The 26170-nt window shown below is 37.3% G+C and carries 25 protein-coding genes and 1 other RNA gene; 23 read left to right on the top strand and 3 right to left on the bottom strand.

What is annotated here, in order from left to right; genetic code table 11:
* The first annotated feature begins 70 nt into the window (after positions 1-70).
* The 6 genes from panB to C8K15_RS14740 all read left to right on the top strand — a co-directional run bounded on the left by panB (position 71) and on the right by C8K15_RS14740 (position 3887).
* Positions 71-907, top strand: a complete 837-nt coding sequence (gene panB, locus C8K15_RS14765) for a 3-methyl-2-oxobutanoate hydroxymethyltransferase (RefSeq protein WP_108587150.1) — start codon at positions 71-73, stop codon at positions 905-907.
* Entirely contained in the window at positions 904-1755 is an 852-nt protein-coding gene (panC, locus tag C8K15_RS14760) for a pantoate--beta-alanine ligase (protein WP_108587149.1), read from the top strand. Before panB ends, panC begins: the two co-directional genes overlap by 4 nt.
* Positions 1756-1758: 3 nt before the next feature.
* Positions 1759-2142 (top strand): aspartate 1-decarboxylase, encoded by a 384-nt coding sequence (gene panD, locus C8K15_RS14755; RefSeq protein WP_108587148.1) that lies wholly within the window; start codon positions 1759-1761, stop codon positions 2140-2142.
* Between the two features lie 514 nt (positions 2143-2656).
* Positions 2657-3073: an alpha/beta hydrolase family protein gene (locus C8K15_RS14750; RefSeq protein WP_108587147.1), complete on the top strand. Its 417-nt coding sequence runs from the start codon at positions 2657-2659 to the stop codon at positions 3071-3073.
* Between the two features lie 137 nt (positions 3074-3210).
* Positions 3211-3426 (top strand): hypothetical protein, encoded by a 216-nt coding sequence (locus C8K15_RS14745; RefSeq protein WP_158268330.1) that lies wholly within the window; start codon positions 3211-3213, stop codon positions 3424-3426.
* A gap of 251 nt (positions 3427-3677) precedes the next feature.
* Entirely contained in the window at positions 3678-3887 is a 210-nt protein-coding gene (locus C8K15_RS14740) for a hypothetical protein (protein WP_108587145.1), read from the top strand.
* A 124-nt stretch (positions 3888-4011) separates the two neighbouring features.
* Here the strand turns inward: C8K15_RS14740 and C8K15_RS14735 are convergent, their stop codons facing one another.
* Positions 4012-4263 carry a hypothetical protein gene (locus tag C8K15_RS14735; protein WP_108587144.1) on the bottom strand — a complete coding sequence of 84 codons (252 nt, stop codon included), beginning with the start codon at positions 4261-4263 and terminating at the stop codon, positions 4012-4014.
* Positions 4264-4458: 195 nt separating this feature from the next.
* Between C8K15_RS14735 and dinG the strand changes: the two genes are divergently transcribed.
* The 8 genes from dinG to C8K15_RS14695 are packed head-to-tail and all read left to right on the top strand — an operon-like array spanning position 4459 to position 12226.
* Positions 4459-7242, top strand: a complete 2784-nt coding sequence (gene dinG / locus C8K15_RS14730; protein WP_108587143.1) for an ATP-dependent DNA helicase DinG — start codon at positions 4459-4461, stop codon at positions 7240-7242.
* Between the two features lie 23 nt (positions 7243-7265).
* Positions 7266-7436 carry a YpmA family protein gene (locus C8K15_RS14725; RefSeq protein ID WP_081503781.1) on the top strand — a complete coding sequence of 57 codons (171 nt, stop codon included), beginning with the start codon at positions 7266-7268 and terminating at the stop codon, positions 7434-7436.
* A gap of 9 nt (positions 7437-7445) precedes the next feature.
* A complete protein-coding gene (locus C8K15_RS14720; RefSeq protein WP_108587142.1) occupies positions 7446-7928 on the top strand; it encodes a cell wall elongation regulator TseB-like domain-containing protein in 483 nt (160 codons plus the stop codon).
* Between the two features lie 16 nt (positions 7929-7944).
* On the top strand, positions 7945-9147 hold the full coding sequence (locus tag C8K15_RS14715; RefSeq protein ID WP_108587141.1) for a pyridoxal phosphate-dependent aminotransferase: 1203 nt from the start codon (positions 7945-7947) through the stop codon (positions 9145-9147).
* 15 nt (positions 9148-9162) lie between these two features.
* A complete protein-coding gene (asnS, locus tag C8K15_RS14710; protein ID WP_108587140.1) occupies positions 9163-10458 on the top strand; it encodes an asparagine--tRNA ligase in 1296 nt (431 codons plus the stop codon).
* Positions 10459-10497: 39 nt separating this feature from the next.
* On the top strand, positions 10498-11208 hold the full coding sequence (locus tag C8K15_RS14705; protein ID WP_108587139.1) for a DnaD domain-containing protein: 711 nt from the start codon (positions 10498-10500) through the stop codon (positions 11206-11208).
* 12 nt (positions 11209-11220) lie between these two features.
* Positions 11221-11889 (top strand): endonuclease III, encoded by a 669-nt coding sequence (gene nth, locus C8K15_RS14700; protein WP_108587138.1) that lies wholly within the window; start codon positions 11221-11223, stop codon positions 11887-11889.
* Positions 11876-12226 carry a YpoC family protein gene (locus C8K15_RS14695; RefSeq protein ID WP_108587137.1) on the top strand — a complete coding sequence of 117 codons (351 nt, stop codon included), beginning with the start codon at positions 11876-11878 and terminating at the stop codon, positions 12224-12226. Before nth ends, C8K15_RS14695 begins: the two co-directional genes overlap by 14 nt.
* A gap of 113 nt (positions 12227-12339) precedes the next feature.
* On the opposite strand, the gene C8K15_RS14690 is transcribed toward C8K15_RS14695, so the two are convergent.
* Together C8K15_RS14690 and recU are read right to left on the bottom strand one after the other, a co-directional pair.
* On the bottom strand, positions 12340-14979 hold the full coding sequence (locus tag C8K15_RS14690) for a penicillin-binding protein 1A (RefSeq protein WP_108587136.1): 2640 nt from the start codon (positions 14977-14979) through the stop codon (positions 12340-12342).
* 16 nt (positions 14980-14995) lie between these two features.
* Positions 14996-15616 (bottom strand): Holliday junction resolvase RecU, encoded by a 621-nt coding sequence (gene recU, locus C8K15_RS14685; protein ID WP_108587135.1) that lies wholly within the window; start codon positions 15614-15616, stop codon positions 14996-14998.
* Positions 15617-15797: 181 nt separating this feature from the next.
* On the opposite strand from recU, the gene C8K15_RS14680 reads away from it, so the two are divergent.
* The 9 genes from C8K15_RS14680 to C8K15_RS14640 all read left to right on the top strand — a co-directional run bounded on the left by C8K15_RS14680 (position 15798) and on the right by C8K15_RS14640 (position 25588).
* Entirely contained in the window at positions 15798-15983 is a 186-nt protein-coding gene (locus tag C8K15_RS14680) for a hypothetical protein (RefSeq protein ID WP_108587134.1), read from the top strand.
* Between the two features lie 47 nt (positions 15984-16030).
* Positions 16031-16417, top strand: a complete 387-nt coding sequence (locus C8K15_RS14675) for a DUF1798 family protein (protein ID WP_108587133.1) — start codon at positions 16031-16033, stop codon at positions 16415-16417.
* 31 nt (positions 16418-16448) lie between these two features.
* Positions 16449-18683, top strand: coding sequence for a DEAD/DEAH box helicase (locus C8K15_RS14670; RefSeq protein ID WP_108587203.1), 2235 nt, complete (start codon positions 16449-16451; stop codon positions 18681-18683).
* Between the two features lie 16 nt (positions 18684-18699).
* Complete coding sequence (locus tag C8K15_RS14665; protein WP_233260512.1) at positions 18700-19947, top strand: ribonuclease H-like domain-containing protein; 1248 nt, start codon at positions 18700-18702, stop codon at positions 19945-19947.
* 73 nt (positions 19948-20020) lie between these two features.
* Positions 20021-20314 carry a cell division regulator GpsB gene (gene gpsB / locus C8K15_RS14660; protein WP_108587131.1) on the top strand — a complete coding sequence of 98 codons (294 nt, stop codon included), beginning with the start codon at positions 20021-20023 and terminating at the stop codon, positions 20312-20314.
* A gap of 64 nt (positions 20315-20378) precedes the next feature.
* An RNA gene (rnpB, locus tag C8K15_RS14655) (RNase P RNA component class B) lies at positions 20379-20756 on the top strand.
* A gap of 108 nt (positions 20757-20864) precedes the next feature.
* Positions 20865-22001 (top strand): THUMP domain-containing class I SAM-dependent RNA methyltransferase, encoded by a 1137-nt coding sequence (locus C8K15_RS14650; protein ID WP_108587202.1) that lies wholly within the window; start codon positions 20865-20867, stop codon positions 21999-22001.
* 57 nt (positions 22002-22058) lie between these two features.
* Positions 22059-23966: an ATP-dependent DNA helicase gene (locus C8K15_RS14645; RefSeq protein WP_108587130.1), complete on the top strand. Its 1908-nt coding sequence runs from the start codon at positions 22059-22061 to the stop codon at positions 23964-23966.
* A 116-nt stretch (positions 23967-24082) separates the two neighbouring features.
* Positions 24083-25588 (top strand): carboxypeptidase M32, encoded by a 1506-nt coding sequence (locus C8K15_RS14640; RefSeq protein ID WP_108587129.1) that lies wholly within the window; start codon positions 24083-24085, stop codon positions 25586-25588.
* The last annotated feature ends 582 nt before the right edge of the window (positions 25589-26170 follow it).

Genomic DNA, 26170 nt, shown 5'->3' with positions numbered 1-26170 from the left:
ACCCTTCTGTCCATTTTTGGCCGGAAGGGTTTTTATTTTGGTTTTCTCTCAAAAGAGAGGAGCTTGAAAAATGAAATCGACAAGTGATTTTATGAAAATGAAAAATGATAACAATAAAATTATTATGTTAACTGCTTATGATTATCCAACTGCGAAACTTGCAGAAAATGCAGGTGTCGAAATTCTACTAGTTGGAGATTCTCTTGGCATGGTTGTACTTGGGTATGACTCAACAGTCCCAGTCACGATGGAAGACATGATCCACCATGGAAAAGCAACTAGACGTGGAGCACCTAACACATTTATTGCAGTAGATATGCCGTTTGGATCATACCATGGTTCAGTCGATAAGACACTTGCTAACGCCGTTCGGTTATTCCAAGAAACCAATGCGCAAGCTCTAAAAATTGAGGGAGCAGACGAAATAATCGAAGTCATTCGATTATTGACTCGCACAGGTATTCCAGTAATTGCACATCTTGGCTTATTGCCTCAATCAGCTAGCGTGTTAGGTGGCTATAAAGTACAAGGAAAAACGGCACATGCTGCACAAAAATTGATTGAAGATGCCAAGGCCTGCGAAGCTGCTGGCGCTTGTATGGTCGTTCTAGAATGTATACCTTATCAATTAGCAAAAACAATTACAGAAACAATCTCTATTCCTGTAATCGGCATTGGTGCAGGGGCTGAAACAGACGGCCAAGTTCTTGTTTTTCATGACACCGTGACTTATGGAAGTCATCACATGCCGAAATTTGTAAAAGCCTTCGCACAAGCCGGCAACGAAATTTCAGCAGGATTATTTCAATATGTAGAAGAAGTGAAATCTGGTGCCTTTCCTGCAGAGGAACATCGGTTTACAATGAAAGACGATGAATACCAACAGTTATACGGAGGAAAAAAATGATTCAAATACAATTAATTGCGGACTTGAAAAAATGCATTAATGAAGCGAAAACTACTGGCAAGAGCATTGGTTTCGTGCCAACGATGGGCTATTTACATGAAGGACATATGTCACTTGCCAACCAAGCGAGGGAAGAGAATGACTTTGTCGTCATGAGTATCTTTGTTAATCCTGCACAATTTGGTCCAAATGAAGATTTGGATAAATATCCTCGTGATTTAAATCGAGACATCAAAATGGCAAAAGAAGCGGGAGTAGATTTATTATTTTTCCCTCAAGTAAATGAAATGTATCCACAAGATGGTGGAATTACGATACGTGCAGGAGCACAAGCAAATGTTCTTTGTGGTGCTTCTAGACCAGGTCACTTTGATGGCGTATTAAAAGTAGTTACAAAGCTATTCCATTTAGTCGAACCAACACGAGTATATTTCGGTCAAAAAGATGCACAGCAATTAGCGATTATTGAAACACTGGTTCGAGATTATAATTTCCCACTTGAAGTTCGTCGAGTTCCAACTGTACGAGAATTTGATGGGCTAGCAAAAAGTTCGAGAAACGTTTTCTTGAGTGAACAAGATCGTAAAGAAGCACCATCTATCCATCAAGCAATTCAACTCGGTCTCGAGCATTATAAAGAGCACCAAAATGTAGATGAAGCCAAAAAAGTAACGAAACAGCACATAGAAAACAGTACTTCAGGAAATATTGATTATGTCGAACTATTAAGCTATCCAAACCTCACGAACGACATCTCATCTAATTCGTCAGTAATTTTAGCCGTAGCTGTCTTTTTCGAAAAAGCCAGATTAATCGACAATATGATGTTGAACAATAAAGGAGAGTAACCAATGTTACGTATGATGTTAAATTCAAAAATTCACCGTGCTGTAGTTACAGAAGCGGATTTAAATTATGTAGGAAGTATCACAATTGATCAAAATCTTTTAGACGCAGTAGGAATGTTGCCAAATGAGAAAGTTCATATTGTCAACAATAATAACGGAGCTCGTTTTGAAACGTATATCATTTCAGGAGAACGCGGAAGTGGAGTTATTTGTGTAAACGGCGCTGCAGCTCGTCTTGTTCAAAAAGGCGATGTCGTCATCATTTTATCGTATGCATATGTAATGAACAACGAAGCGAAAGACCATAAACCAACTGTAGCCATCATGAATGAAAACAATTCAATCCGCGAAATCATCAGCTATGAACCAGAAGCAACTGTCATGTAATTATCCAGTATGAAGTTGAGTAAAATTGATTCACAAAAGACCTGCCTCGCCGTAAAAGCGAATCAGGTCTTTTTTGTTTGTTTATTGGTACTGGAGCTTGGAGATTAGGAGATAATTGGATAGTTGCGACGATAACGTGGAAGTTTGAGACAATATCGCGAGAAGTTGAGACAATAAAGAAGAAAGTTACGACAAAATAATGAAAAGTTGCGACGATAAGTCCACAAAGGTGAAAAAATCATATTTAAAAAGTGAGAGAAAAGGAAATAAAAGGATATTTTAGTGGTTATCTCGAATTATATGATTGTGAAAACCATTTATATTTTCGATAAGTTATTGTCAACGTAAAAAAGGACATATCAATGTAACGGGTTCTGTTATGAAGTACAAAACTGTAAAAAGTCAGTAAAAATGTATAACTCAAAGCACCGCTTTTTCTTTTTCAGCTCATTTAGATATTTAATTTCTCTCAACAACTCAACATAATTGGATTTGGGGGCAGTTAGCTCTACGGTTGGCATCACAAATTAAAAAAGTTCAAGTTAATACACTGCAAATACCCAAACATAATGTAATAAGTTTAGCTGGGGTTTTGGATTTAAGGTGGATGTGGGAGATCCATGATGAAAAAGGGATGAATAGTCCCGTTGCATCTTTTATTGGTGAACCCAAAGAAGTATCTGATCGATATAGATTTGCTTCGCCGATTGAATTATTGCCCTTGAATATTAACCAAATAATATTTCATGGTGAGTTAGACCTTCATGTTCCAGTTGATTTGAGTGTAGAGTATCATCGAAAAGCAATTGAACAGGGCGATAAAGTTCAGTTGATCGTCCTTCCAGACGTTGAACACTTTAAGCTAATCGATCTTTCGTCAACAGTATGGGAGACAGTAACCAATTCACTGAAAACTTTATTTGAAGTGTAAACCCTTTTACGCTTAATGTAATGGATTGTATTATTGTACGGAGGGAAAAAAGGAATTATAAGAATACATGTCGAAAACAGAATAATGTGCAGAAAAACAGAGTGAGGGCATGAATTATGAAATTATTCTTTAGAACAATGACAGAAGAACAACAGAAGAACTCAAACGAAGGTATGATAGTAGGGTTTTTGGCGGCTATGTTTTTACTATTAATTAATATTTTTTATGACTTGAAATTTGATGAAAATTTTATGTCTTCACACACTATTTTCTTCAGTATTTTTGTAATCTCTTTAGGATATGAAGGCTATTTAAATATTAAAAAAAGTGAAGTTCAATCTACATTTTCTTGAGGTAACATGAAAAGTTCAAAGCAATGAGCTTTTCTCGATTTTTATCGAAGAAAGGCTTATTTATATTTTATTTATTAAGTCACCTGCAACGGAACCTTGAATATCTTTTAAAGCAAGGTCTCGAACGGTTTGTCACTAATTTCTCGTATTTTGTAATTCTTCTTTTGAGACTACACGCCAACCGTTTTCAGTAAGTTTCTTAATATACGTTTCTATCATCATTCCTCAATTTCTATCGTAATAGGTGATGATTGTTAGGGGCTGGAAATTGGATTGGAATAGTAACTACAACGTTAATTGTTTTATGCTTCTACTTTACACTTACATTTTTTGAACACTTACGTAAAGGTGATGAACGGATTACTAAACAATCTAAAATAGTGGCAACAACTTGTATCGCTTTAGCTTTAATAGTTCCAGTTGTTTATAATATTTATATTTATAATGAGATGATGAAATAATCATAGAGTATACAAGAGCGTCTTTGTCACAAGACAATCTGAAAAGAGGGATAGAAGTATTTTTGTCCATCCCACTTTATTTTTTTTGAACATCAAGCATCCAGGTCATCCAAAATAACCATCCTTAATTTAAGCGCAATGTTTCAATCATTTCTTTTCCGTCCACCATTTTTGTGGAAAACGCGATATTATCATTTTCTTTAACTTTATCAAAATCTCCTGAGGCATCTTCAGCAATTTCATAAGTTTTTATTTCACCTTCATAATCGACCAGGACCTTTTTCTGATTTTCCCCTTCAAATCCTTTAAATACACCTTCAACTTGAGTTGTTAGTTCAATTGCTGCAGCATCACCCTCTTTAAATTCATCATCCACGCTAACTTCGGTTCAGCTTTGCAAGCAGTTAAAGAGATTACTAAAATTCCAATGGCGGTAATTCGAATCCATGATTTCACTTCACGGAAGCTCCCTTTTTTTGTTTGACGTATTTGTATCCTCTCAGTTACACGTAAACAGCTGTTTTGTGATACAATTTTTTTGTTAGAAGTCTAAATTGTGAGCTGATATTTTATGCGAAGTCTTACTTATGCAATCGTAGATATTGAAACAACTGGTCATTCGCCTGCAAAAGGAGATCGAATGATCCAATTTGCAGTTGTCTTCGTTCGTGATTGGAAAATACAATCAACCTATTCAACCTTCATACAGCCTGGAAAGAAAATTCCTTTATTCATTCAGGACTTAACGAATATCTCTGATGAAGATGTCAAAGATGCTCCCGTATTTGAAGAAGTTGCTGGTGATATTTATGACATGCTTGAAAACTGTGTGTTCGTTGCTCATAATACGAATTTTGATTTGTCTTTTGTTCAAGCTGAATTTAAGCGAATCGGCTTTCCTTTATGGAAAGGTAAGAAAATGGACACGGTTGAATTGTCCCGCTTGCTATTTCCGTCGTCCTTTAGTTATAAATTACAAGATATTACACAGGAACGCGGCATCCAGCTAACAAACGCACATCGGGCAGACGATGATGCTTATGCAACGGCCGAATTATTTATTGAATGTATGAAAGAAATTGAAAAACTTCCGATTCAAACATTACAACATATTCATAAACGATCTTTCCAATTGAAATACGATATTTCTTCATTATTTTTTGAAGCACTTCAGAAGAAACGAGTTATGTCAAAACAAGATGATTTGGATATTTATAAGGGTATTGCCCTACGAAAAAAACAACACCAAATGGATTCTGTAGAGTCATCTGCGTACTATCCTGAAACCAAAAATCAAAAACGATTGATGTTTTCAGAAGGGTTAGAAGACTTTAAAGAACGAGAAGGCCAATTTCAAATGATGGATGCCATTTGGCAAACCTTTCAAGCGGAAAATGAATTAGCGATCGAAGCATCAACAGGTATAGGAAAGACACTGAGTTATTTAATTCCGAGTTATTTTCATGCAAAGCAACAGGGTAAGAAAGTCTTAATTAGTACATATACATCACATTTAATGGAGCAGTTGTTTGAAGTAGAAGTGCCGAAATTAGAAGCAATCGTCAACAGTAAAGTAAATGTAGCTATCTTAAAAGGTGCACGACACTATCTTGATTTACATCGTTTTGAAGAATTGCTCCGAGCGGAAGATGAATCTTACGATGATACATTTGCTATATGTCAAATACTGGTGTGGCTAACGAGAACACAAACTGGTGATGTCGGTGAATTAAATGTTTCAAGTGGTGGTCAATTTTTCTTAGACAAAGTCAGAAAAAATGCATTCTCTATAAAATCATCTGAAATAAACGTTCATGATTTTCATTCGTATGCACTAGCTCAAAGTCAACAAGCAGATTTACTAATTACTAATCATGCGATGTTGTTCACAGATAAACACCGATTAGAGCCACTGTTGACCAATGAAATCACGTCATTCATTATCGATGAAGCTCATCAATTTGTCCAAGCGGCGAATGCTCGTGATGAACGGATTTTTTCTTTTACACAGTGGAAGTATGTTTTGGGTCAACTGGGCACACGTGATCAAGAGCAATTAACGTCTTCTTTTGCACGCGTATTAGAACGTCAAGGTGTCGAAATAAGTAATACATTTGAAGAACTCGATCGGATGTATACACAATGTAGTGACAATTTTGACGAGGCAGTCCAATCGCTTGTGCAAAACGTCAGTCGTAAAAAGAAAGCAAAATCGCATTCGAAACAAACCATATTACTCGAAGAACTAGAGTTAAATTACGATGTACTAAACGAGGTTTATCATTATTTACAGAGATGGCTCACACTAGCTGAAAGCTTACTCAATCGGATTTCAACAAGTCAATTAGAATCTAGTCACTCGGAAAAATTAATCGTAGCTGAGTGGCAATATTGGCTAAATGAAATGAAAATAAAAACAGGTGAATGGGTTGATATTTTCCTTTCTTCCACTTCGGAGCATTCTATCTGGGTTGAGTTAGATGGAAGAAGTGTTCCTGGTAGTTTGCATGTGTTTAAAAAACCTATTGATTCTACTCGTGCTGTGAATGAAATATTTGATGAATGGCGGGGGAAAGCGGGTATTATTTGGACATCCGGTACTTTGTCGGTTCCAGGGAACAGCCGATTTATTGTTAATCAATTAGGGCTTCCTGAAAAAGTTCAAATTAAAACGTATTCTGCTTCAAGTGATTTTTACCAAGGTGCAAATTTATTCATAGTTGATGACATGCCGGATATTCAACATGTATCACAATCTGACTTTATTGAAGCAGTTGCGGATGCAGTCATTCAAACCGTGCTGGTAACAGAAGGCCGATGTTTTGTATTGTTTACTTCACAAGATATGTTAAGAAAAACAGTGGATTTAATACAGGATACATCATTGCTAGAAGACTATATGTTATTTGCGCAAGGCATGACATCTGGTAGTCGAATGAAACTCTTAAAATCATTCCAAAGATTCCGCAAATCCGTGTTATTTGGAACCAATAGTTTCTGGGAAGGTGTCGATGTGCCAGGGGACGCACTATCTGCTGTTGTCATGGTGCGATTACCCTTTTCTTCTCCCGAAGAACCTGTCTTTAAAACGCAGGCAGAGCGGTTAACGAAACAAGGAATCAATTCGTTTACTTCGTTTGCATTGCCTGAAGCTATTCTTCGATTCCGTCAAGGGTTTGGACGCTTAATACGATCATCTACGGATAGAGGGGTCTTTATTGTGCTGGATCGTCGAATCGAATCTAAGTCCTACGGCAAAGAATTTATTCGCGCATTACCCGATATCCCGGTGAAGAAAGTCTCTTTAGAAGATATGGTCTTAGACCTGGAACATTGGTATAATGAGAAAGTATGAGTAAAATTGAGAAGGGGTTTAGAATGGAAAGCAAAATTGAAATAATATCAACGGTTACGGTTGACTATCAGTCAGACTTGTATAAAATTGTAGACGCCTTGAATCGTACACTAAAACATAGAGATTTAATGTTCGGACTTGCACTAGAGAAAGACAATCAAGAGAAAGCCGTTTTCACCATTTATAAAACGTAAGGTGCATATATGAAAAGATGGATTATATTTATAACTGTATTTATTCTTTCGCTAAGCCTCGTTATTAGCTTGTTTGTTATTTGGAAAGCAGGTCAACCTTTTTCAAAAGAACAAGATAAAGCAGAACAACTAGTATTAAGTGAAAAGAAATTAAAGGTAGTAACAGACTCAGAAGTTTACAGTGGGTCAAATACATACGTTACCGTCAGTGGTAATGATGTAAAAGGAAATGGGAAAGCGGTCTTTATCCCAATTACCGGTAAAGATCTTGCCATTGAAGAAGTGCTTCTTAAAGATGGAATTTCAAAAAAACAAGCAATTGAAGCTGTGCAAACCGAATTTAAAGTAAAAGAAATCTTACATACTAAACTTGGTTGGGAACAGGACAATGCAGTTTGGGAAATCACTTTCTTGAATAAGAATGATAAATTAAATTACGTATACTTATTGTTCGAAAACGGAAAATGGTGGAAACGTATTTTGAATATGTAAAAGGGGACGACTGTTTATGAAACCACAATTAGCTAATCGTGTTCACACATTATCACCATCAACAACATTGGCCATTACTGCAAAAGCGAAAGAGTTAAAACAACAAGGTATTGATGTGATTGGTCTAGGAGCAGGAGAACCAGATTATAATACACCTCAAAACATATTAGATGCAGCTCTTAAGTCAATGAATGAGGGTCATACTAAATACACTCCTGCTGGTGGCTTGCCTGCCTTAAAAAAAGCAATTATTGACAAATTACAACGTGATCAAGGATTAGCGTATGAGCCATCTGAAATATTAATAGGAATTGGTGCAAAACACGTACTCTATACCTTGTTCCAAGTGTTATTAAATGAACAAGATGAAGTTATTATTCCGATTCCATATTGGGTGAGTTATCCTGAACAAGTAAAACTAGCTGGTGGTGTTCCTGTGTACATTGAAGGAACAGCTGGTCAACAATATAAAGTATCACCACAACAGATTCAAGCTGCTATAACAGATAAAACACGTGCTATCATCTTAAATTCACCAAGTAATCCTTCTGGTATGATCTACAAAGAAGAAGAATTAAGAGAAATCGCAGAAATCTGTAAAGAGGCTAATATATGGATTATTTCTGATGAAATTTATGAAAAATTGATTTATGGTGATGCAAAACATGTATCAATTGCTCAAACTTCTGAAGATGCAAAAGAACGTACATTGGTCATTAACGGGGTATCAAAATCTCATTCAATGACTGGCTGGCGTATCGGTTATGCTGCTGGGAACAAAGAAGTAATTAAAGCAATGACAGACTTAGCAAGCCACTCTACATCTAATCCTGTAACCACTTCTCAATATGCTGCCATTGAAGCATATAATGGTCCTCAAGATACGGTGGAGGAGATGCGAGCTGCATTTGAGTCACGTTTAGAAATTATTTATCCAAAAGTGGTTGCCATTCCTGGTTTCAAAGTATTAAAACCTCAAGGCGCATTTTATTTACTTCCGGATGTATCAGAAGCAGCTCGCATGACTGGATTTGAAACTGTAGATGCATTCGTCAATGCATTACTGACAGAAGCAAATGTTGCGGTCATTCCGGGTTCTGGATTTGGGGCACCATCAACAATACGGTTATCATATGCCACATCGCTTGATTTACTTGAAGCGGCAGTAGCTCGTATAGACTCATTTGTAAAATCAAAATGGCAAGAAGATTTGCTGTAATCTCTGGAGGAAATTATGAAAAAAATTATGATTCACGACATGCCAAAACACTTAGGTGAAACAGTTAAATTAGGCGCATGGTTAGCTAACAAACGTTCTAGCGGAAAAATTGCTTTTCTACAACTACGCGACGGTACAGGATTTGTTCAAGGAGTCGTTGTTAAAGCTGATGTACCTGAAGAATTGTTTGCAAAAGCAAAGACATTAACTCAAGAAACATCAATGTATATCATTGGAGAAGTAACAAAAGACGAGCGTTCTTCGTTCGGTTTCGAACTCCAAGTTAAAGAAATCGAAGTCATTCACGAAGCTGTGGATTTCCCGATTACGCCTAAAGAACACGGTACAGAATTTTTAATGGACAACCGTCATTTATGGCTACGTTCACGTAAACAACATGCCATTATGAAAATCCGTAATGAAGTAATTCGTGCAACTTATGAATTTTTCAATGATAATGGTTTTGCCAAAGTAGACCCACCAATTTTGACAGGATCTGCTCCTGAAGGAACATCAGAGTTATTCCAGACTAAATATTTTGATGAAGATGCTTATCTTTCTCAATCTGGTCAGCTTTATATGGAAGCTGCTGCAATGGCACTTGGAAAAGTGTTCTCATTTGGACCAACTTTCCGTGCAGAAAAATCTAAAACACGTCGTCACTTAATTGAATTTTGGATGATAGAGCCCGAGATGGCTTTTGTTGAGTTTGAAGAAAACTTGGAAGTTCAAGAGCAATTCGTATCTTATGTTGTTCAATCGGTATTAAAAAACTGTAAATTAGAGCTTGAGCGTTTAGATCGTGATGTAACTAAACTTGAGCATATTCAAGCTCCGTTCCCACGTATTTCTTATGACGATGCCATTGTTTTCTTAAATGAAAAAGGATTTGATGATATCAAGTGGGGAGATGACTTCGGTTCTCCACATGAAACTGCGATCGCTGAGCATTATGAGAAACCTGTATTTATCACACACTATCCAATCGGTATTAAACCGTTCTATATGCAACCACACCCAGAACGTGATGATGTTGTATTGTGTGCGGATTTAATCGCACCAGAAGGATACGGAGAAATTATCGGTGGATCAGAACGTGTCCATGATTACGATTTATTGAAACAACGTTTAGATGAACATGGCCTGGATGATAAAGCATACGCTTGGTATTTAGAACTTCGTAAACAAGGTTCAGTACCGCATTCAGGATTTGGTTTAGGTCTAGAACGCACAGTAGCATGGATTAGTGGCGCAGAACACGTTCGTGAAGCTATTCCATTCCCACGTCTTTTAAACCGCTTATATCCATAAGCAGCAAGCAATTATATAAATACAAAGGAGAGTTCAGGTATGCATCAGCAAAATCCGGATCGGCTCCGTATGTGGACAGAGCAGGGGAATGTAACCATTTCCCAGCTCTTTTTTCAACATTATAAAAAGTGTGATATACAAGATGACGAAGCTTTACTCATTCTCCACATGTTAGCGTTTATTGACAAAGGAAATCATTTTCCGACGCCGGATGACTTAGTTGAGCGTTCACATTTTACACACGAACAAGTTAGCCGACATATGCAAAGATTATTTCAAAAAGGGTACTTATCAATCCAACAAAGGTATGATGAAAAAGATGTTCTATTTGAGGCTTTCTCATTCCATTCATTATGGAATCGTATATTAGATCTTTTGTTGACAGAAAAAACGACTGAAAAAGAAATGACTCAAAAAGAAGAAGAAGGCGATATATTCCGGTTATTTGAGCAAGAATTTGGACGCCTGCTTTCTCCGATGGAAAGTGAAACCATTGGTATGTGGATAGATCAAGACCACCAAACACCAGAGCTTATTCGTGCAGCATTGAAAGAAGCAGTACTAGCTCAGAAGATGAGTTTGCGCTATATCGACCGAATATTGTTTGAATGGAAAAAGAAAAATGTTAAAACAATGAAAGATGTTGAAAAACAAGCAAGTCAATTCAGAACAGTTCCAGAGCGAACATCGACACCACCTCAGAAAACCAATAAAGTGCCATTTTATAATTGGTTAGAAGAGCGAGAGTAGGGAAGTGAGTTTATGTTAACAAAAGGGCAATGGGAGTATTGCTTATCAGAAATGGATAGGATGTTTCCTGATGCTCATTGTGAACTTGTGCACAGCAATCCATTTGAGCTGACGATTGCAACATTACTTTCTGCACAATGTACTGATGTCCTCGTTAATAAAGTGACACCAGGATTATTTGCGAAATATCAAACGCCTCAAGATTACTTGAATGTTCCTATTGAAGAGCTCCAAAATGACATAAGGTCAATTGGATTATTTCGTAACAAAGCAAAAAATATTCAAGCTTTAAGTCGAATGGTTATCGAACAATTTGACGGAGAAATCCCCGCTAACCGTGATTTGCTAACCATACTTCCGGGAGTAGGCAGGAAGACGGCTAATGTCGTTGTATCTGTTGCATTTGATATCCCAGCTTTAGCAGTTGATACACATGTCGAACGTGTGTCAAAACGCTTAGGACTTTGCCGTTGGAAAGATTCCGTTTTACAAGTAGAAGAGACAATTATGAAAAAGACACCAAGGGACAAGTGGTCTCGAACCCATCATCAACTAATCTTCTTTGGTCGGTATCACTGCAAAGCACAAAATCCACAATGTCCAGTTTGTCCTCTTTTACCGTTGTGTCGTGAAGGCAAGAAACGTGTTAATAAAGGGTTGGTCTTAATTGATCCGATTTGATAGAGACTCACAACAAGAGAATTTAAATATCATTTTACAACAATGGTCTTCTGTAAAAGAACGTCTTCAACATGGTTATGAACTGAAGAACAAAGAAGTTCATTCTTACATGCTTGAAGCCATTTCACTTTATAATAAATTACTTGTAGAAGCTTCAGGAACGGATGATTTTGATAAGATCGACTTGAACAAATATGAAGTTCTTCCCCTAAACGGAGTAGAACGCTATGAATTTATCGTTATGCATCCGAGTCATTATGCAGCTTATCGGCAACTTAATGAGTTATTTGAAGAAACGAAAAAGAAAATCGCACGTCTTCGAATTCAAAATAAATAGAAAAGAAGCAGACCCTTAAAAGGAATCTGCTTCTTTTTTCGTTATGGAGGTGAATGATTCTTTTGTTTAGTCTTTATTCTTGCCACGGGTTACTTTATCGGTCAAGCCTTCAATTATTGTAGACTTGGTGACTCACCAGTACCTTCTGCTGGTGGTTCCGGTGCTTCGCCACCCTCTTCAGGAGGCGTTGGCTCTTCAACAGGAGGTTCTACAGGTACTTCGGGTTCTATAGGTTCCTCAACTGGTGGAGTTGTTCCTTCACCGTTGCCATTCCCGTTGCCGTTCCCGTTGCCGTTGCCGTTGCCGTTGCCGTTGCCGTTCCCATTGCCTTCTCCTTCATCTATAGGAGGAGTAACCGGTTCTTCTACAACTATACCTTCGATTTCAAGAGTAGTGCTTGCAGGAGAACTGACAATATCATCTGCAATGGCTACTACGGTAAATGTATACGTACTACCAGGTGTTATCCCAGTTACAATTAACCCTTTTTGGTCAGTTTTTTGAAGGACAGTAGGACTACCGCCATCTATAGAGAATGATACCTCATATGCAACTTTCAGTTCTTCTCCGCCACGTTTAGGTGCTTTGTGCTTCCAAGTTAGAGTGGCAGTTTGATCGCCTTCACTATACTCAGCTTTGAGTTTTGTTGGAGCGTCTACTTCAGTTTTTTCATATGCTTCTGACACTTTCTTAGGTTCAGTGCCACGAACAAATAATTCAGTCTGTTTCAAACTGCTTGGTGTATATTCACTAGCCAATCGAAGAGGGGAGGTACCAACTTCAACAGTTGCTTCTACTACAGAATTTGGACGGTTGAAAAGAGGTGTTTCTTTGCCTTGAGAAACTTTGGTCATGACATTTTTAAAGATGTGTTGAGCAAATGTTCTTTCTTCTTGGTTATTTGCATTTATCGCTTTATCCCTATCTTTATAACCAGTCCATACTGCGACCGAATAATTTGTTGTGTACCCGGCAAACCAAATATCTGGAACGGAGCCCTCTTGTAAATTCCATTTTTCATATTCATCTGCACTATAATTTGTTGTTCCTGTTTTACCTGCTACATCTAATCCAGGTATAATGGCAGCTTTACCGCTAGCTCCACTTCGTTCACTGACAACATCACGCAACATATCTGTCACCATAAATGCAGTTGAATCTTTCATAGCAGGAGTAGTTTTTGGTTTATAGGTCTTTTTCGTTTTACCATCACGGAATACGATTTCTCGGATGGTATAAGGTTGAGAATGCATACCATTGTTACCAAAAGCAGCATAAGACGCTGCTAAATCGATTGTGTTTATTCCAGTTGTGGCACCTATTGCAGCAGATTCATTTCCTAAGAATTTGCCTTCTATCCCTAATTTATTCGCAAATGCTGTACGATCGTCTTGTTCAACGGCTTTAAAAGTTTTCACAGCTGGAACATTTCGTGAACGATATAATGCTTCACGTATCGACATTGCACCTAAATATTGGTTGTCGAAGTTTCTAATTTCTTGTTCTTCGCCTGTATATTTCATTTTTTCATCCACGATCGTATGACCAGTTGACCAATTTAGATATTCAATAGCGGGCCCATAATCTAGGATTGGTTTAACTGTTGACCCAATATGTCGATCAGTGCGATCTTGCGCATAATTGGTAGGAAGGTCAGCACCATAATCTCTTCCTCCACCAATGGCAACAATTGCACCCGTTTTTGTATCTAATACCGTTAAACCGGCTTGCATATTTTCGGTTGGGAAGTTTTCACCTTGTAAGGTTTCTTCTACAGAAGTTTGGGCTTGAGGATCTAAAGTTGTGTAGATTTCAAGTCCATCTGCAATAGAATAACCCTTTGCTTCAAGCTCATTTTTCATTACATCGTAGAAGGCTGGATATTTAAGCGAATTTGAAACTTGTCGGTTTTTTTCAGCCACCAATCCATCAGTAACTGGAATTGCTTGTGCTGCTTCTTTTTCAGCTGTCGTGATTTTTCCGTGCTGTTCCATAAGTGAAAGTACAATGTTTCTTCTCTTCTCAGCAGCTTCTGGGTGCTTGAAAGGATTATAATTGTTAGGGCTTTGTGGAATTCCAGCTAACGTAGCCATTTCTTGCAACTCTAAATCTTTTAAGTCTTTACCATAGAAATATGTTGCTGCTGTACCAAAACCATACGTGGTACCAGACATTAATACTTTGTTAAAATACATTTCGAAAATTTCTTCTTTTTCATATTTCTTTTCTAATTGATAAGACAAATAAGCTTCTTGTGCTTTTCGCTTCAATGTTTTTTCATTTTTAAGAAATGAATTTTTTATTACTTGTTGAGTTAATGTACTGGCACCTTGTGAACCAAATCCACTTGTAATGTTCGCAAGAATTGCGCCACCTAAACGATAAAAATCCATACCACCATGCTTGTAGAATCGAACGTCTTCAGTTGCTAAAATCGCATTTTCCATTTCCTTTGGAATATCTTCATAATTAATGTATTCGCGATTTTCAGGCCCTAAAGTCATCATTAATTCGTCATTAACATCATAAATCTTAGATGGCAATGGATCTTTTAATGATTCTTCATCTAGCTCTGGTGCAGAACTTGCGTAATATGCAAACAATCCTCCACCGAATAATAATCCTGCTAAACCTATAATAATACAGGCAACCAAAATTCGTTTTAGCCATCCTGTTTTAGAAGTCTTTTTGGATTTCCTTTGTCTTTCAAGTTCTTTTCTTCGTTGTCCACGAGAATTCACTTTTTCACTCACGAATTTCTCCTCACTTTCACTGCTTTCCAGATTCCTCTGAAATCATATTTATAACACCTTTTAGATAGTCTATTGGTGGATATGCTCCTGGAACTATTTCATAGGCGTTTTGTTCAAAAATATCAAACGGGATTGATTTACGACCGCCTTTGCCCATTTCTTCCCAAGCATCTAGCAGGGGAGCGAATGGTAAGACGAAATATCGATTAATCAATGAAAACCGAACGATTAAAAAGGTCAATCCTTTTTGTTGTGCAACTAATCTCATATGACCAATTTGATGGGCATGAATGTTTTTTAATGGGAAAGAAGTTTTGTTTTTAGTTTCTTTCGCTTCAAAATCTACATGAATCCCTTGCCAAACCCCATTAAAATCAGTTGTCGATGCAGTTCTATAATAGGCTTCTTTTATAACTGCTGCACTTCGAGAGGGATATTCTACTTTGACTACTTGAATAGGTACCGGTTTTTTGTGGATGACGGCCGTACCTTGCTGCATGTAATAGTCATTCGTTTCATTAATCTCATCCTCTAACGTTTTTCCCCTATTACTGAATGAGTAATCCTTTTTTGAGCGATTTTCACTAGTATTTTTTCTAGGGGTGTATGTTTTGCCATTCGGATAATTTATCACCATGCTCGTCACCTCGAATATCAGTGTATCATACCCGTCCTCATACTAGACGTGAAAGTACTGTGAAGGTTTCATAGTACTATGTCGAATCACGATACGTTTTAGCTGAATGCTTCTAGTTTTGTCGTTGACAAAGGATTTCAGCTTGCGGTGCAGAACTTCACTACTATTGGAGGGATGAACGATGAAAAGAATTGAAGATTTGATTGAACAACTATCCTTACTCGAACATATTTTAGAAGCGCGTTTTATACAAGAAAGATCGACTCAAACACAAACTGTTATTGATAAAGGCCACCGGGTGGGGAGAGCACTAAAAGAGACAGAACAATCGATAGAATGGAATATCTGTTCCCGTAAAAGTGGTTAATACCACTTTTTTTTGTTACAATTAATTGTTATAAAGGAGCTGAGACCATGACATTAATTGAGCAAACAAAATTGGTTTTAGAAGAAAGCAACAAATGTTTAAGTCGTCACCAAGAAATGCGTGACACGGACTCAACTCCAGATTTTTTTTCTCAAGTTAAACCTCATGCCGACCATTGGCACACTTTTTTAAAGGAGTGGAGAGAACAGTCGAGAAAATGGCTAGATGATAACCGTCCTAAACATATGAGAATCCAACAAATTGACGCTGCGATTGAAGCATTCAATCAATATGTCGTTCAATCATTTTATAAAGACACTGGGAAAAAAAGATTTGCGCAGTCTATACAATCAACTTGTTATACGTTGCAAACATATATACATGCCCTAGAGCAAGAAGGTGGAAAGCTTGAGAAAGAAACAAACAATCAGTGACATTTTAATAGAATGGAAACAAGATCCTGTCATGCGAGAACGGATTGTTCATTGGCACACAATTGATAAAAAAGCAGCTACTTTGGCTGATTTCCCTGCCGATTTACATATGTCCATTCAACAAGCTTTGAAAGAACGTGGGATAAATCAATTATATAGTCATCAACGACAAGCTTATGATATGGCGAGAACTGGGCATTCGTTTACAGCCATTACACCTACAGCATCCGGCAAATCGCTATGTTATCATCTGCCGGTTTTACAGTCAATAGTTGAAGATTCTTCATCACGTGCTCTTTACTTATTTCCAACGAAAGCACTTGCACAAGATCAAAAGTCTGATTTAAATTTATTGATTGAGCAAATGAATCAAGATATTTTAAGCTACACATATGATGGAGACACTTCGCCAGCTATTCGCACGAAAGTCCGAAAAGCAGGTCATATAGTGTTAACGAATCCAGACATGCTTCATTCAGGTATTTTACCTCACCATACGAAATGGGTTTCCTTATTTGAAAACTTAAAATACATCGTCGTAGATGAGCTTCATACATATAAAGGTGTTTTCGGAAGTCACGTTGCACATGTTTTACGTCGCTTGAAACGCATTTGTCATTATTATGGAAGCAATCCCGTATTTATATGCACATCGGCAACGATTGCAAACCCAAAAGAATTAGCAGAATCGCTGACAAATGAGTCACACCAACTTATTGACCAAAACGGCGCACCTTCAGGTAAAAAGAACTTTATATTTTATAATCCGCCAATTGTTCACCCTACATTTGGTGTCAGGCGAAGTGCTATTTTAGAAGTGAGAGACTTATCTAAACGTCTATATAATGAAAGTATTCAAACAATTGTTTTTGCGAAAAGTAGAGTACGAGTTGAGATGCTTGTCACTTACTTAAAAGAGCTGACTAAAAAGAAAATTCATGATGAGTCGATTAGAGGCTATCGCGGTGGCTATTTACCATCTGAGCGAAGGCTTATTGAAAAAGGATTGCGTGATGGAACGATTCGAACAGTCGTTAGTACAAACGCTTTAGAATTAGGCGTAGATATTGGACAATTGCAAGCATGCATTATGACCGGATATCCTGGTAATATCGCCAGTACATGGCAGCAAGCAGGGAGAGCAGGGCGAAGACAAGACGAAGCATTAATTATTTATGTAGCACAGTCTACAGCACTTGATCAGTATGTTGTTAATAATCCTGCGTTTTTACTTGGACAGTCTCCAGAAGAAGCACGTATCTATCCGGATAATCTCATTATTTTAATGGACCACTTAAAATGCGCTTCTTTTGAATTGCCCTTTAAAACGACTGAACAATACGGAGAGTTTGAGATTCAAGAACTTCTAGCCTATTTAGAAGCTGAAGGCATATTAGTGAGAACTTCAGACAAATGGCACTGGATGAGTGATCGTTTTCCAGCACACGAAATCAGTTTACGCTCTGCATCTCAAGAAAATGTCATTATAATTGATCAAACTATACCAGCTGAAACCAAAGTTATCGGTGAAATGGATCGCTATAGTGCGATGACATTACTCCACGAAGAAGCCATTTATCTTCACCAAGGGATTCAATTCCAAGTCGAAAAATTGGACTGGGAAGAAAAGAAAGCATTTGTTAGAGAAGTAGATGTTGATTATTTTACTGACGCAAATTTAGCAGTTGAATTAAAAGTAATGAGTGAAGATCGAAAGAAAACATTTGAAAACGGTTCAGTATTTTACGGAGATGTCTCTATTTTAGCTATGGCTACAATTTTCAAGAAAATACGATTCGATACACATGACAATATTGGTTCTGGTCCGATTCGATTACCACCTGAAGAACTACATACGTCTTCTAGTTGGTTGAGCTTCGAACGCCCCCCTGGTTGGACGGATGCCATGTTAACGGATGCGATGACAGGTACAGCAACATCGATTGCGTCGTTTATTCCATTGTTTGTCCAGTGTGATCGTCGGGATATTCATGTGGTACCACAAGTGAAATCCATTCATGCTGAACTACCAACGTTCTTTGTGTATGATAGTTATCCAGGTGGGATTGGCATAAGTGAGCGTGTATTTGATGTGTGGCCAGAATTACTTGAATACGTGCAAAGCCATGTTACTAGTTGCCCATGTGACCAAGGGTGCCCTGCTTGTATTGGCCCACAAGAGTCTACAATTGGTTTGAAAGATGAAGTCGTAAAACTTCTAGCTTATTTGCAAATAGAAACAAAAGGTGAGTCTTATGTCATTTGAAAAAAATCTCTTACAAATGAAAAAGTTGATTAAGAAAAAACCAGCGACCAAACAATCGGTGGCTCCTTTTGTCACTCCTCAAAAACCATCCTATTCGAAAGCTTGGGAAGATGAAGGATTATCAATTGTTGAAAATAAGTTTGGGGTGGTTTTTGAGAAAAAAATCGTCTACGCTCCTGAGCATGTTCACGGGGATTTCAAATTGAAAGAAATCTTTGAGGCTTTTACTTTGTGGAATTCGTTTAAAGGTGAACATCCCATTTCTACAGATGGCAAAAAAATCGTCTTTTTTGATACGGAAACGACTGGGTTAAAGGGAACAGGTACGTATATTTTTTTAATCGGACAACTAACTTGGAATGAAGATCATTTTGAAATGACACAGCATGTATTAGCAGACCCGAGCCATGAAGCAGCTTTATTATATGAATGTGGGTTGTGGAAACCAGGTCAAACAGTCATCACGTATAACGGAAAAAGCTTTGATTGGCCTCAATTACAAACAAGATGGACATTAAATCGAGAACATTTACCAATACTAGCTGACCCCATTCATATCGATTTACTTCATGGCTCCAGAAGAGTTTGGCGCAATGAATTAGATCAATTCAAGCTTGTTCATCTCGAAGTAGAAAAGCTTGGATTTAAAAGAGTAGGAGATATTCCAGGTCATTTAGCACCCATTATCTATATGGATGCCGTCAAAAGTGGAGTACCTACCACTCTGTTAAAAGTGCTACATCATAATGAATGGGATATCTTATCGTTACTTACGTTGTTTATCCATAGCACCAAGTTGATTTTACAAGAGCAATATAACAATTCAAGTGTGTCCTCTACGAATATAGGAAAATGGTTTTCAGATTTAAAAGACTTTGATAAAGGCCAGAGCGTATTTGAACAGATTATTAAAGAATACAGTAAAACAGAAGCTGCCCAAGCATTTTACTTTTTAGGTTTCGAATACAAACGGCGAAAACAAATGATCCTTGCATATGAAGCGTTTGAGCAATCATTGATAAATTTATCAGATGTTTTTCAAATACAAGCTTATGAAGAACTCGCGAAAATAGCTGAGCATGTTAAAAAAGATTATCTTGCAGCGCAAGTCCATGTTGAAAAGGCAGTCTTACTTATACGAAACACAAAGCATCTGAAACCTCTTCAAAAGGAACGAAAGAATTGGGCATTTGATAAGCGCTTAAAACGTCTAGTAAATAAACAAACTATTTCCCGGGCAAGCGCACGTTTCGACAGAAAATGAATAGAGAAACGACCGTCAGCAGTCACTTTATGGTATAATAAACCACATGCATAACAATGGAAGGACGATGTAAATGAACACGAAATTAACTCCTGAAATCATTTTAGAAAAAGAATTCAAAACCGGTATGCGGGGATATAATCAAGATGAAGTAGATCAATTTTTAGATGATGTTATTCAAGATTACAACTCATTTATGCAGAAAATTGACACGTTACAATCTGAAAATAGACGTTTAATTGGTGAGCTAGAAGATGCTCCAAGACGTCAAGCTGCGCCTCCATCAACTGGTACGACTAACTTTGACATACTAAAAAGACTTTCAAATCTTGAGAAACATGTTTTTGGAAGTAAGTTGTACGAATAATTCAACATCTACTGGCGGATTGATTTTAGGGCAAAAGCCTTGTATAATGAAGAAACCAATTAGATAATCCAGGTAATCGCTGCAACGCTTGACGTTGTAGAGGAAAGTCCATGCTCGCACGGTTCTGAGATGACCGTAGTGTTCGTGCTTAGCGAAAAAATAAGCTAAGGCAGTGTTACAGCTGACGGCGGGAACAACACCTAAGTCTTCGGATATGGTCTAGGTTCTCTGAAAGTGCCACAGTGACGGAGCTGACTCGGAAACGTTTCAGGTGGAACGAGGTAAACCCCACGAGCGAGAAACCCAAATTATGGTAGGGGCACTCTCATGCAGGAATTAAACGAATTGAGAGACAGACTTTGTCTGTAGATAGATGATTACTACTCACTTGTACGAGGCTTATGCCGTTTGAGTACGTGATAACAAAACATGGCTTATTGGCTTTTCTAATGGGTATACTTTGACTAAACAAGCTCTCCACTAACTTCGGAGAGCTTTTACTAATAAATAAGCAAATTAATGAATGATTGTTAAAAGGAAGGATGAGATGATGACGACTCATCGATTAGTAGCAACATCGGCAATGGGATTAGAATCTATTGTGGCAGATGAAGTAAAAAAATTAGGTTATGAAACTCAAACAGAAAACGGTAAAATTTATTTTGAAGGTGATGAGCGAGCAATAGCACGTGCCAATATGTGGCTACGCGTTGCTGACCGCGTTAAAATTATTGCTGGAGACTTTAGAGCCACCACTTTCGATCAATTATTCGAACAAACGAAAGCGATTCCATGGGAAAAGTATTTATCTGTGGATGCCGCGTTCCCTGTACAAGGGAAATCTGTTAAATCAAAATTATTTAGTGTGCCGGATTGCCAAGCGATCGTTAAAAAAGCAATTGCTGAACGATTAAAATTAGCACATAAAAGAATTGGATTTTTAGACGAATCGGGTGCAACATTTAAGATTGAAGTGAGTATACTTAAAGACGTGGTAAAATTAAGCATTGATACAAGTGGTGTTGGTTTACATAAACGAGGTTACCGCGTTGATCAAGGGGAAGCCCCATTAAAAGAGACCCTCGCTGCTGCTCTAGTCTATGTTTCTAAGTGGAATCCAAATCGTCCATTTGTAGACCCATTCTGTGGGTCAGGAACTATTCCTATAGAAGCTGCAATGATTGGTCAAAACTTAGCTCCTGGGTATAACCGAAGCTTTATAAGTGAAGACTGGCCTTGGATGTCAAAAAAAATCTGGGAAGAAGTTCGCTTAGAAGCTGAAGAAGCAGCAAACTATGACCAGAATTTAGATATCACAGGTTCTGATTTAGATCCTCGAATGATTGAAGTTGCAAAAAATAATGCGATTGAAGCTGGCTTTGCTGATTTAATTCAGTTTAAACAGCGTCAATTAAAAGATTTTACAACAACTTCACTAGACGGTGTGATGATTGGAAATCCACCTTATGGGGAACGAATCGGGGAAAAAGAAGTCATTGAAGAAATGATTGATGACATGGGACGCATAATGGATAGTCATCCAACATGGTCGGTGTATATGTTGTCTTCAATGGCAGACTTCGAATCTTTATATGGACGTAAAGCAACAAAAAAACGTAAATTATTCAATGGATTTATTGAAACTAATTATTATCAATATTGGGGTAGAAAATTACCTCGTGAATAGTACTCGAAACGGATAGGTCAACCTATCCGTTTTCTTAACGTTTGAAGGGAGAACACTATGAAACAAACTTTACCATTTGCACTTTCTAAAGACCGCTCATTTTTTGAATCACTTGGTGATTGGATGGGTGACGTATTATATGATGAATTGCCTGAAAAAGGGTTTGAATGTCGCGATGAACAAATATACATGGCCTATCAAATTGAAAAATCGTTAAAAGAAAAAAGCGTACTTTTTGCAGAAGCTGGGGTAGGAACTGGGAAAACCATCGCTTATTTACTACCAGCTATTTCTTATGCACGTTATACGGGTAAGCCCGCTTTAATATCATGTGCAGATGAAACATTGATTGATCAGCTCGTGAAAAAAGAAGGCGATATTCAAAAGCTACAAGATACGCTTGGTTGGAATATTGATGTTCGCCTAGCAAAATCACGAGATCAATATTTGTGTTTAAAGAGACTTGAGCACGAACAAAAAACAAATGATGATGACTTCATTGAACAAATTGAAGACGGAATTCCTGATTTTGTGTATGGACATCAATCTTTGCAGGCTGTATTCCCTTACGGCGAGCGAAGTGCGTTCCCGGACGTGAGTGATGAAGATTGGCAAAAAGTGAATTATCATCCGATTCAACAGTGTGCAGTTTGTGATATTCGGAATCGTTGTGGTCAAACCATTCATCGCCAAAATTATCGTGAAGCAGGCGATTTAATTATCTGTTCACATGATTTTTTAATGGAGCATATTTGGACAAAAGAATCGCGTGTGCGTGAAGGGCAAATGCCTTTGTTACCTGAGGTTTCGATGATTGTCTTAGATGAAGGACATCTATTAGAATTTGCTGCTCAACGTGCATTAACGTATGAAGTACAAAGCCAAACGCTCGTGTCGTTAATTGATCGGGTTGCCCAAGATGGTGTTCGTGAAAGAACATTGCGCTTACTAGAAACATTACAAGACACGCATGATGACTTCTTTAAAGAGTTATTAGTTCACGCACATGGAGATGCTGAACGTCTTCATATTACGAAAACTGACCTTGTATTGCAAATAGGTAAAGAACTTGTCAAATTAGTAGAACAAATTCTAGAAGAATTTGTTTTCGAATCTGAACTTTATACAATAGATGAATATGATCTTCGTATGGTTGAAGAGTATTTAGAACAATATGTATTTTCATTACAATTATTTGTGCAAAACGGAGATGCAGTGGATTGGGTAGAAGAAAAAGATGGTCTTGAGACTCTGGTTATTATGCCGCGCCTAGTAACGGACATATTAAATGAAAAACTATTTACAAGTAAACTACCAGTTGTTTTCTCTTCTGCAACATTGTCAATTAATAAAGACTTTACTTATATCTCAGATGCACTCGGAATTGATAAATACCATTCATTCAGTGTAGCTTCACCCTTTGATTATGCTGAAGTGATGAAGATTTATGGGTATTCAATAGAAAGCGCGACGAAAGCGCAAAAAGCGAGAGAACTTTTAGCACAATCAAATGAACCAACTTTATTGTTGTTCAAGTCGAAACAGGACATGATAAGTTTCGAAAACTCCCTTACTGTTGAAGAACGACTAAGCATGGCATGTGAAGGGGAACGAGAATTATCATCTATTGTTCGTGATTTCCAAGCAGGAGAAATCTCTACATTATGTTCTTACCATTTATGGGAAGGGCTCGATTTACCTGCAGAAGCATTAACACGTGTGATTATTTATGATTTACCATTCCCACCTCATGACCCATTGTTTGATGCAAAGCGTAAATTCTCAAACGATCCGTTTAACGAAGTTGATTTGCCGTTTATGTTACTACGACTTCAACAAGGGATTGGACGACTAATTCGTACATCAGCAGATCATGGATCAATTCATCTACTGCTATCGGATGATGAAAAACAATTAAGTGACTCATTTACACATGTTCTTCCTGTAGAAGTGACGTGGAGTTAATAAATTTAAGACCATTCAAATGAATGGTCTTTTTATTTTCATTCATTTATTTATTATACTTTTCTGTCTTTATGCTAAAATGAATGAGATGTTTGAAAAGTATTGGGGGAAAATTCATGGAAACGACAGAGAGATTTTTAGATTATGTTAAAAAAATGGAAGCGTATTCAGAAGCAATTGGACTTATGTATTGGGATTTACGTACAGGAGCTCCGAAAAAAGGTGTCGATCAACGTTCACAAGTTATTGGTACTTTGTCATCTGAAGTATTTGGGATGCAAACTTCAGACGAGTTAGCTGCAATGCTAGATGAACTTGGCAAAAACTTAGATGGACTAGATTCAATTACACGGAAAACAGTTGAAAAAGTAAAAAAAGAATACGATATGAGTAAAAAGATTCCTGCAGAAGAATACAAAGCTTATGTTATTTTGACTTCAAAAGGAGAATCTGTTTGGGAAGAAGCTAAAGAAAAATCGGATTTCTCATTATTTTACCCTTATCTAAAAGAGATCATTGAAACGAACAAAAGATTTGTATCTTACTGGGGAGTTAAAGACAACAATCCTTATAACACGCTTCTTGATGAATATGAACCAGGAATGACGACAGAAATTCTGGATGAAGTATTTGGTGAATTGAGAAAGAAAATTGTACCTTTAGCGAAAAAAATTGCTGAATCGCCACACCAACCGAAAACAGATTTCTTATTTAAACATTTTCCGAAGGACAAACAACAACAATTTAGCTTGGATATCTTAAAACAACTTGGTTATGATTTTGAAGCAGGTCGTTTAGATGAGACAGTCCATCCGTTTGCGACAGGTTTAAATCGTGGAGATGTTCGAATTACCACAAAATATGATGAAAACGATTTTCGTTCGGCTATTTTCGGCACGATTCATGAATGTGGTCATGCTTTATATGAACAAAATATTTCTGCTGATTTAGATGGTCTACCACTATCAAGCGGTACATCGATGGGTATTCATGAATCACAGTCTTTATTCTATGAAAACTTCGTAGGTCGCAATGAGAATTTTTGGAAACATAATTATGAAACATTGCAAGGTTATGCACCTGAACAATTCGGAGCAGTTTCTGCAGAAGATTTCTTAGCGGCAATTAATGAGTCAAAGTCTTCACTTATTCGAATTGAAGCAGATGAATTAACGTATCCACTTCATATCATGATTCGTTATGAAATTGAAAAAGGTTTATTCAATGGAGATATGAAAGTAGAAGATCTTCCTCAAATTTGGAACGATAAATATGAAGAATACTTAGGTGTTCGACCATCAAACGATGCTGAAGGAATATTACAAGACGTTCACTGGGCAGGGGGGGCGTTTGGATACTTCCCGTCATATGCACTTGGTTTCTTGTACGCGTCTCAATTGAAAGCAGCCATGTTAAAAGATCTCCCACGATTTGACGAATTATGTGCAAATGGTGATTTAGAGCCGATTAAAAATTGGTTAATGAAGAACGTTCACCGTCATGGTAGTATGAAAAAACCATTAGAAATCCTTACCGAAGCAACAGGAGAAGGATTAAATGCAACTTATTTAGTGGAGTATTTGGAAGATAAATACGGCCGTGTTTATCAATTGGATAAATAAAGAATCGAAGAAATAGAATCGAAAGAAAGAAGCTCTTGCAATTGAGCTTCTTTTTTTCTTGTGTTGAATACATTTGAAAATTCGCATGAATTCAGTAAAAAAGGGTAGATATCTATAGACTCTATTGAAAGTAAAGCAGAAGGAGGAAATCCTATTGCAGGCTATATTTTTGATCTCGATGAAACGATTTATCTAGGAGACAAACTGATTGAAGGTGCTCTCGAGACGTATAATTATTTGATTTCCAATGGCCATATTATTCATTTCACTTTTAGAGAGTGTTTTTATTAGGATTTATTAAATATGATGGATTGAAATTTCTGCAGCGAAGCTATTATTTAGGTTGTGGGGAGTTTTGTACAACCTGGGGAGCGTGAAACACTTCGCTCCAAATAGCATGGCAGAAATTGAGCATCGTATGACACTCGAAAAGAATGGATAAAATCTCTTAGCATAATAAGAATTAAAAAGGGACAAGAGGAGTGACATGAACTGAACCCCGAATAGTGGACACTTTAAAAAAAGTGACCCTATCCGGGGTTTTTTCTATTCATAGACCCCGTTATACTTGAAGATAACAAT

Origin of the sequence: Paenisporosarcina sp. OV554, assembly GCF_003058165.1 — a bacterium.
Classification (GTDB): Bacteria; Bacillota; Bacilli; order Bacillales_A; family Planococcaceae; genus Paenisporosarcina.
This window is presented reverse-complemented; position numbering and strand designations above follow the sequence as displayed.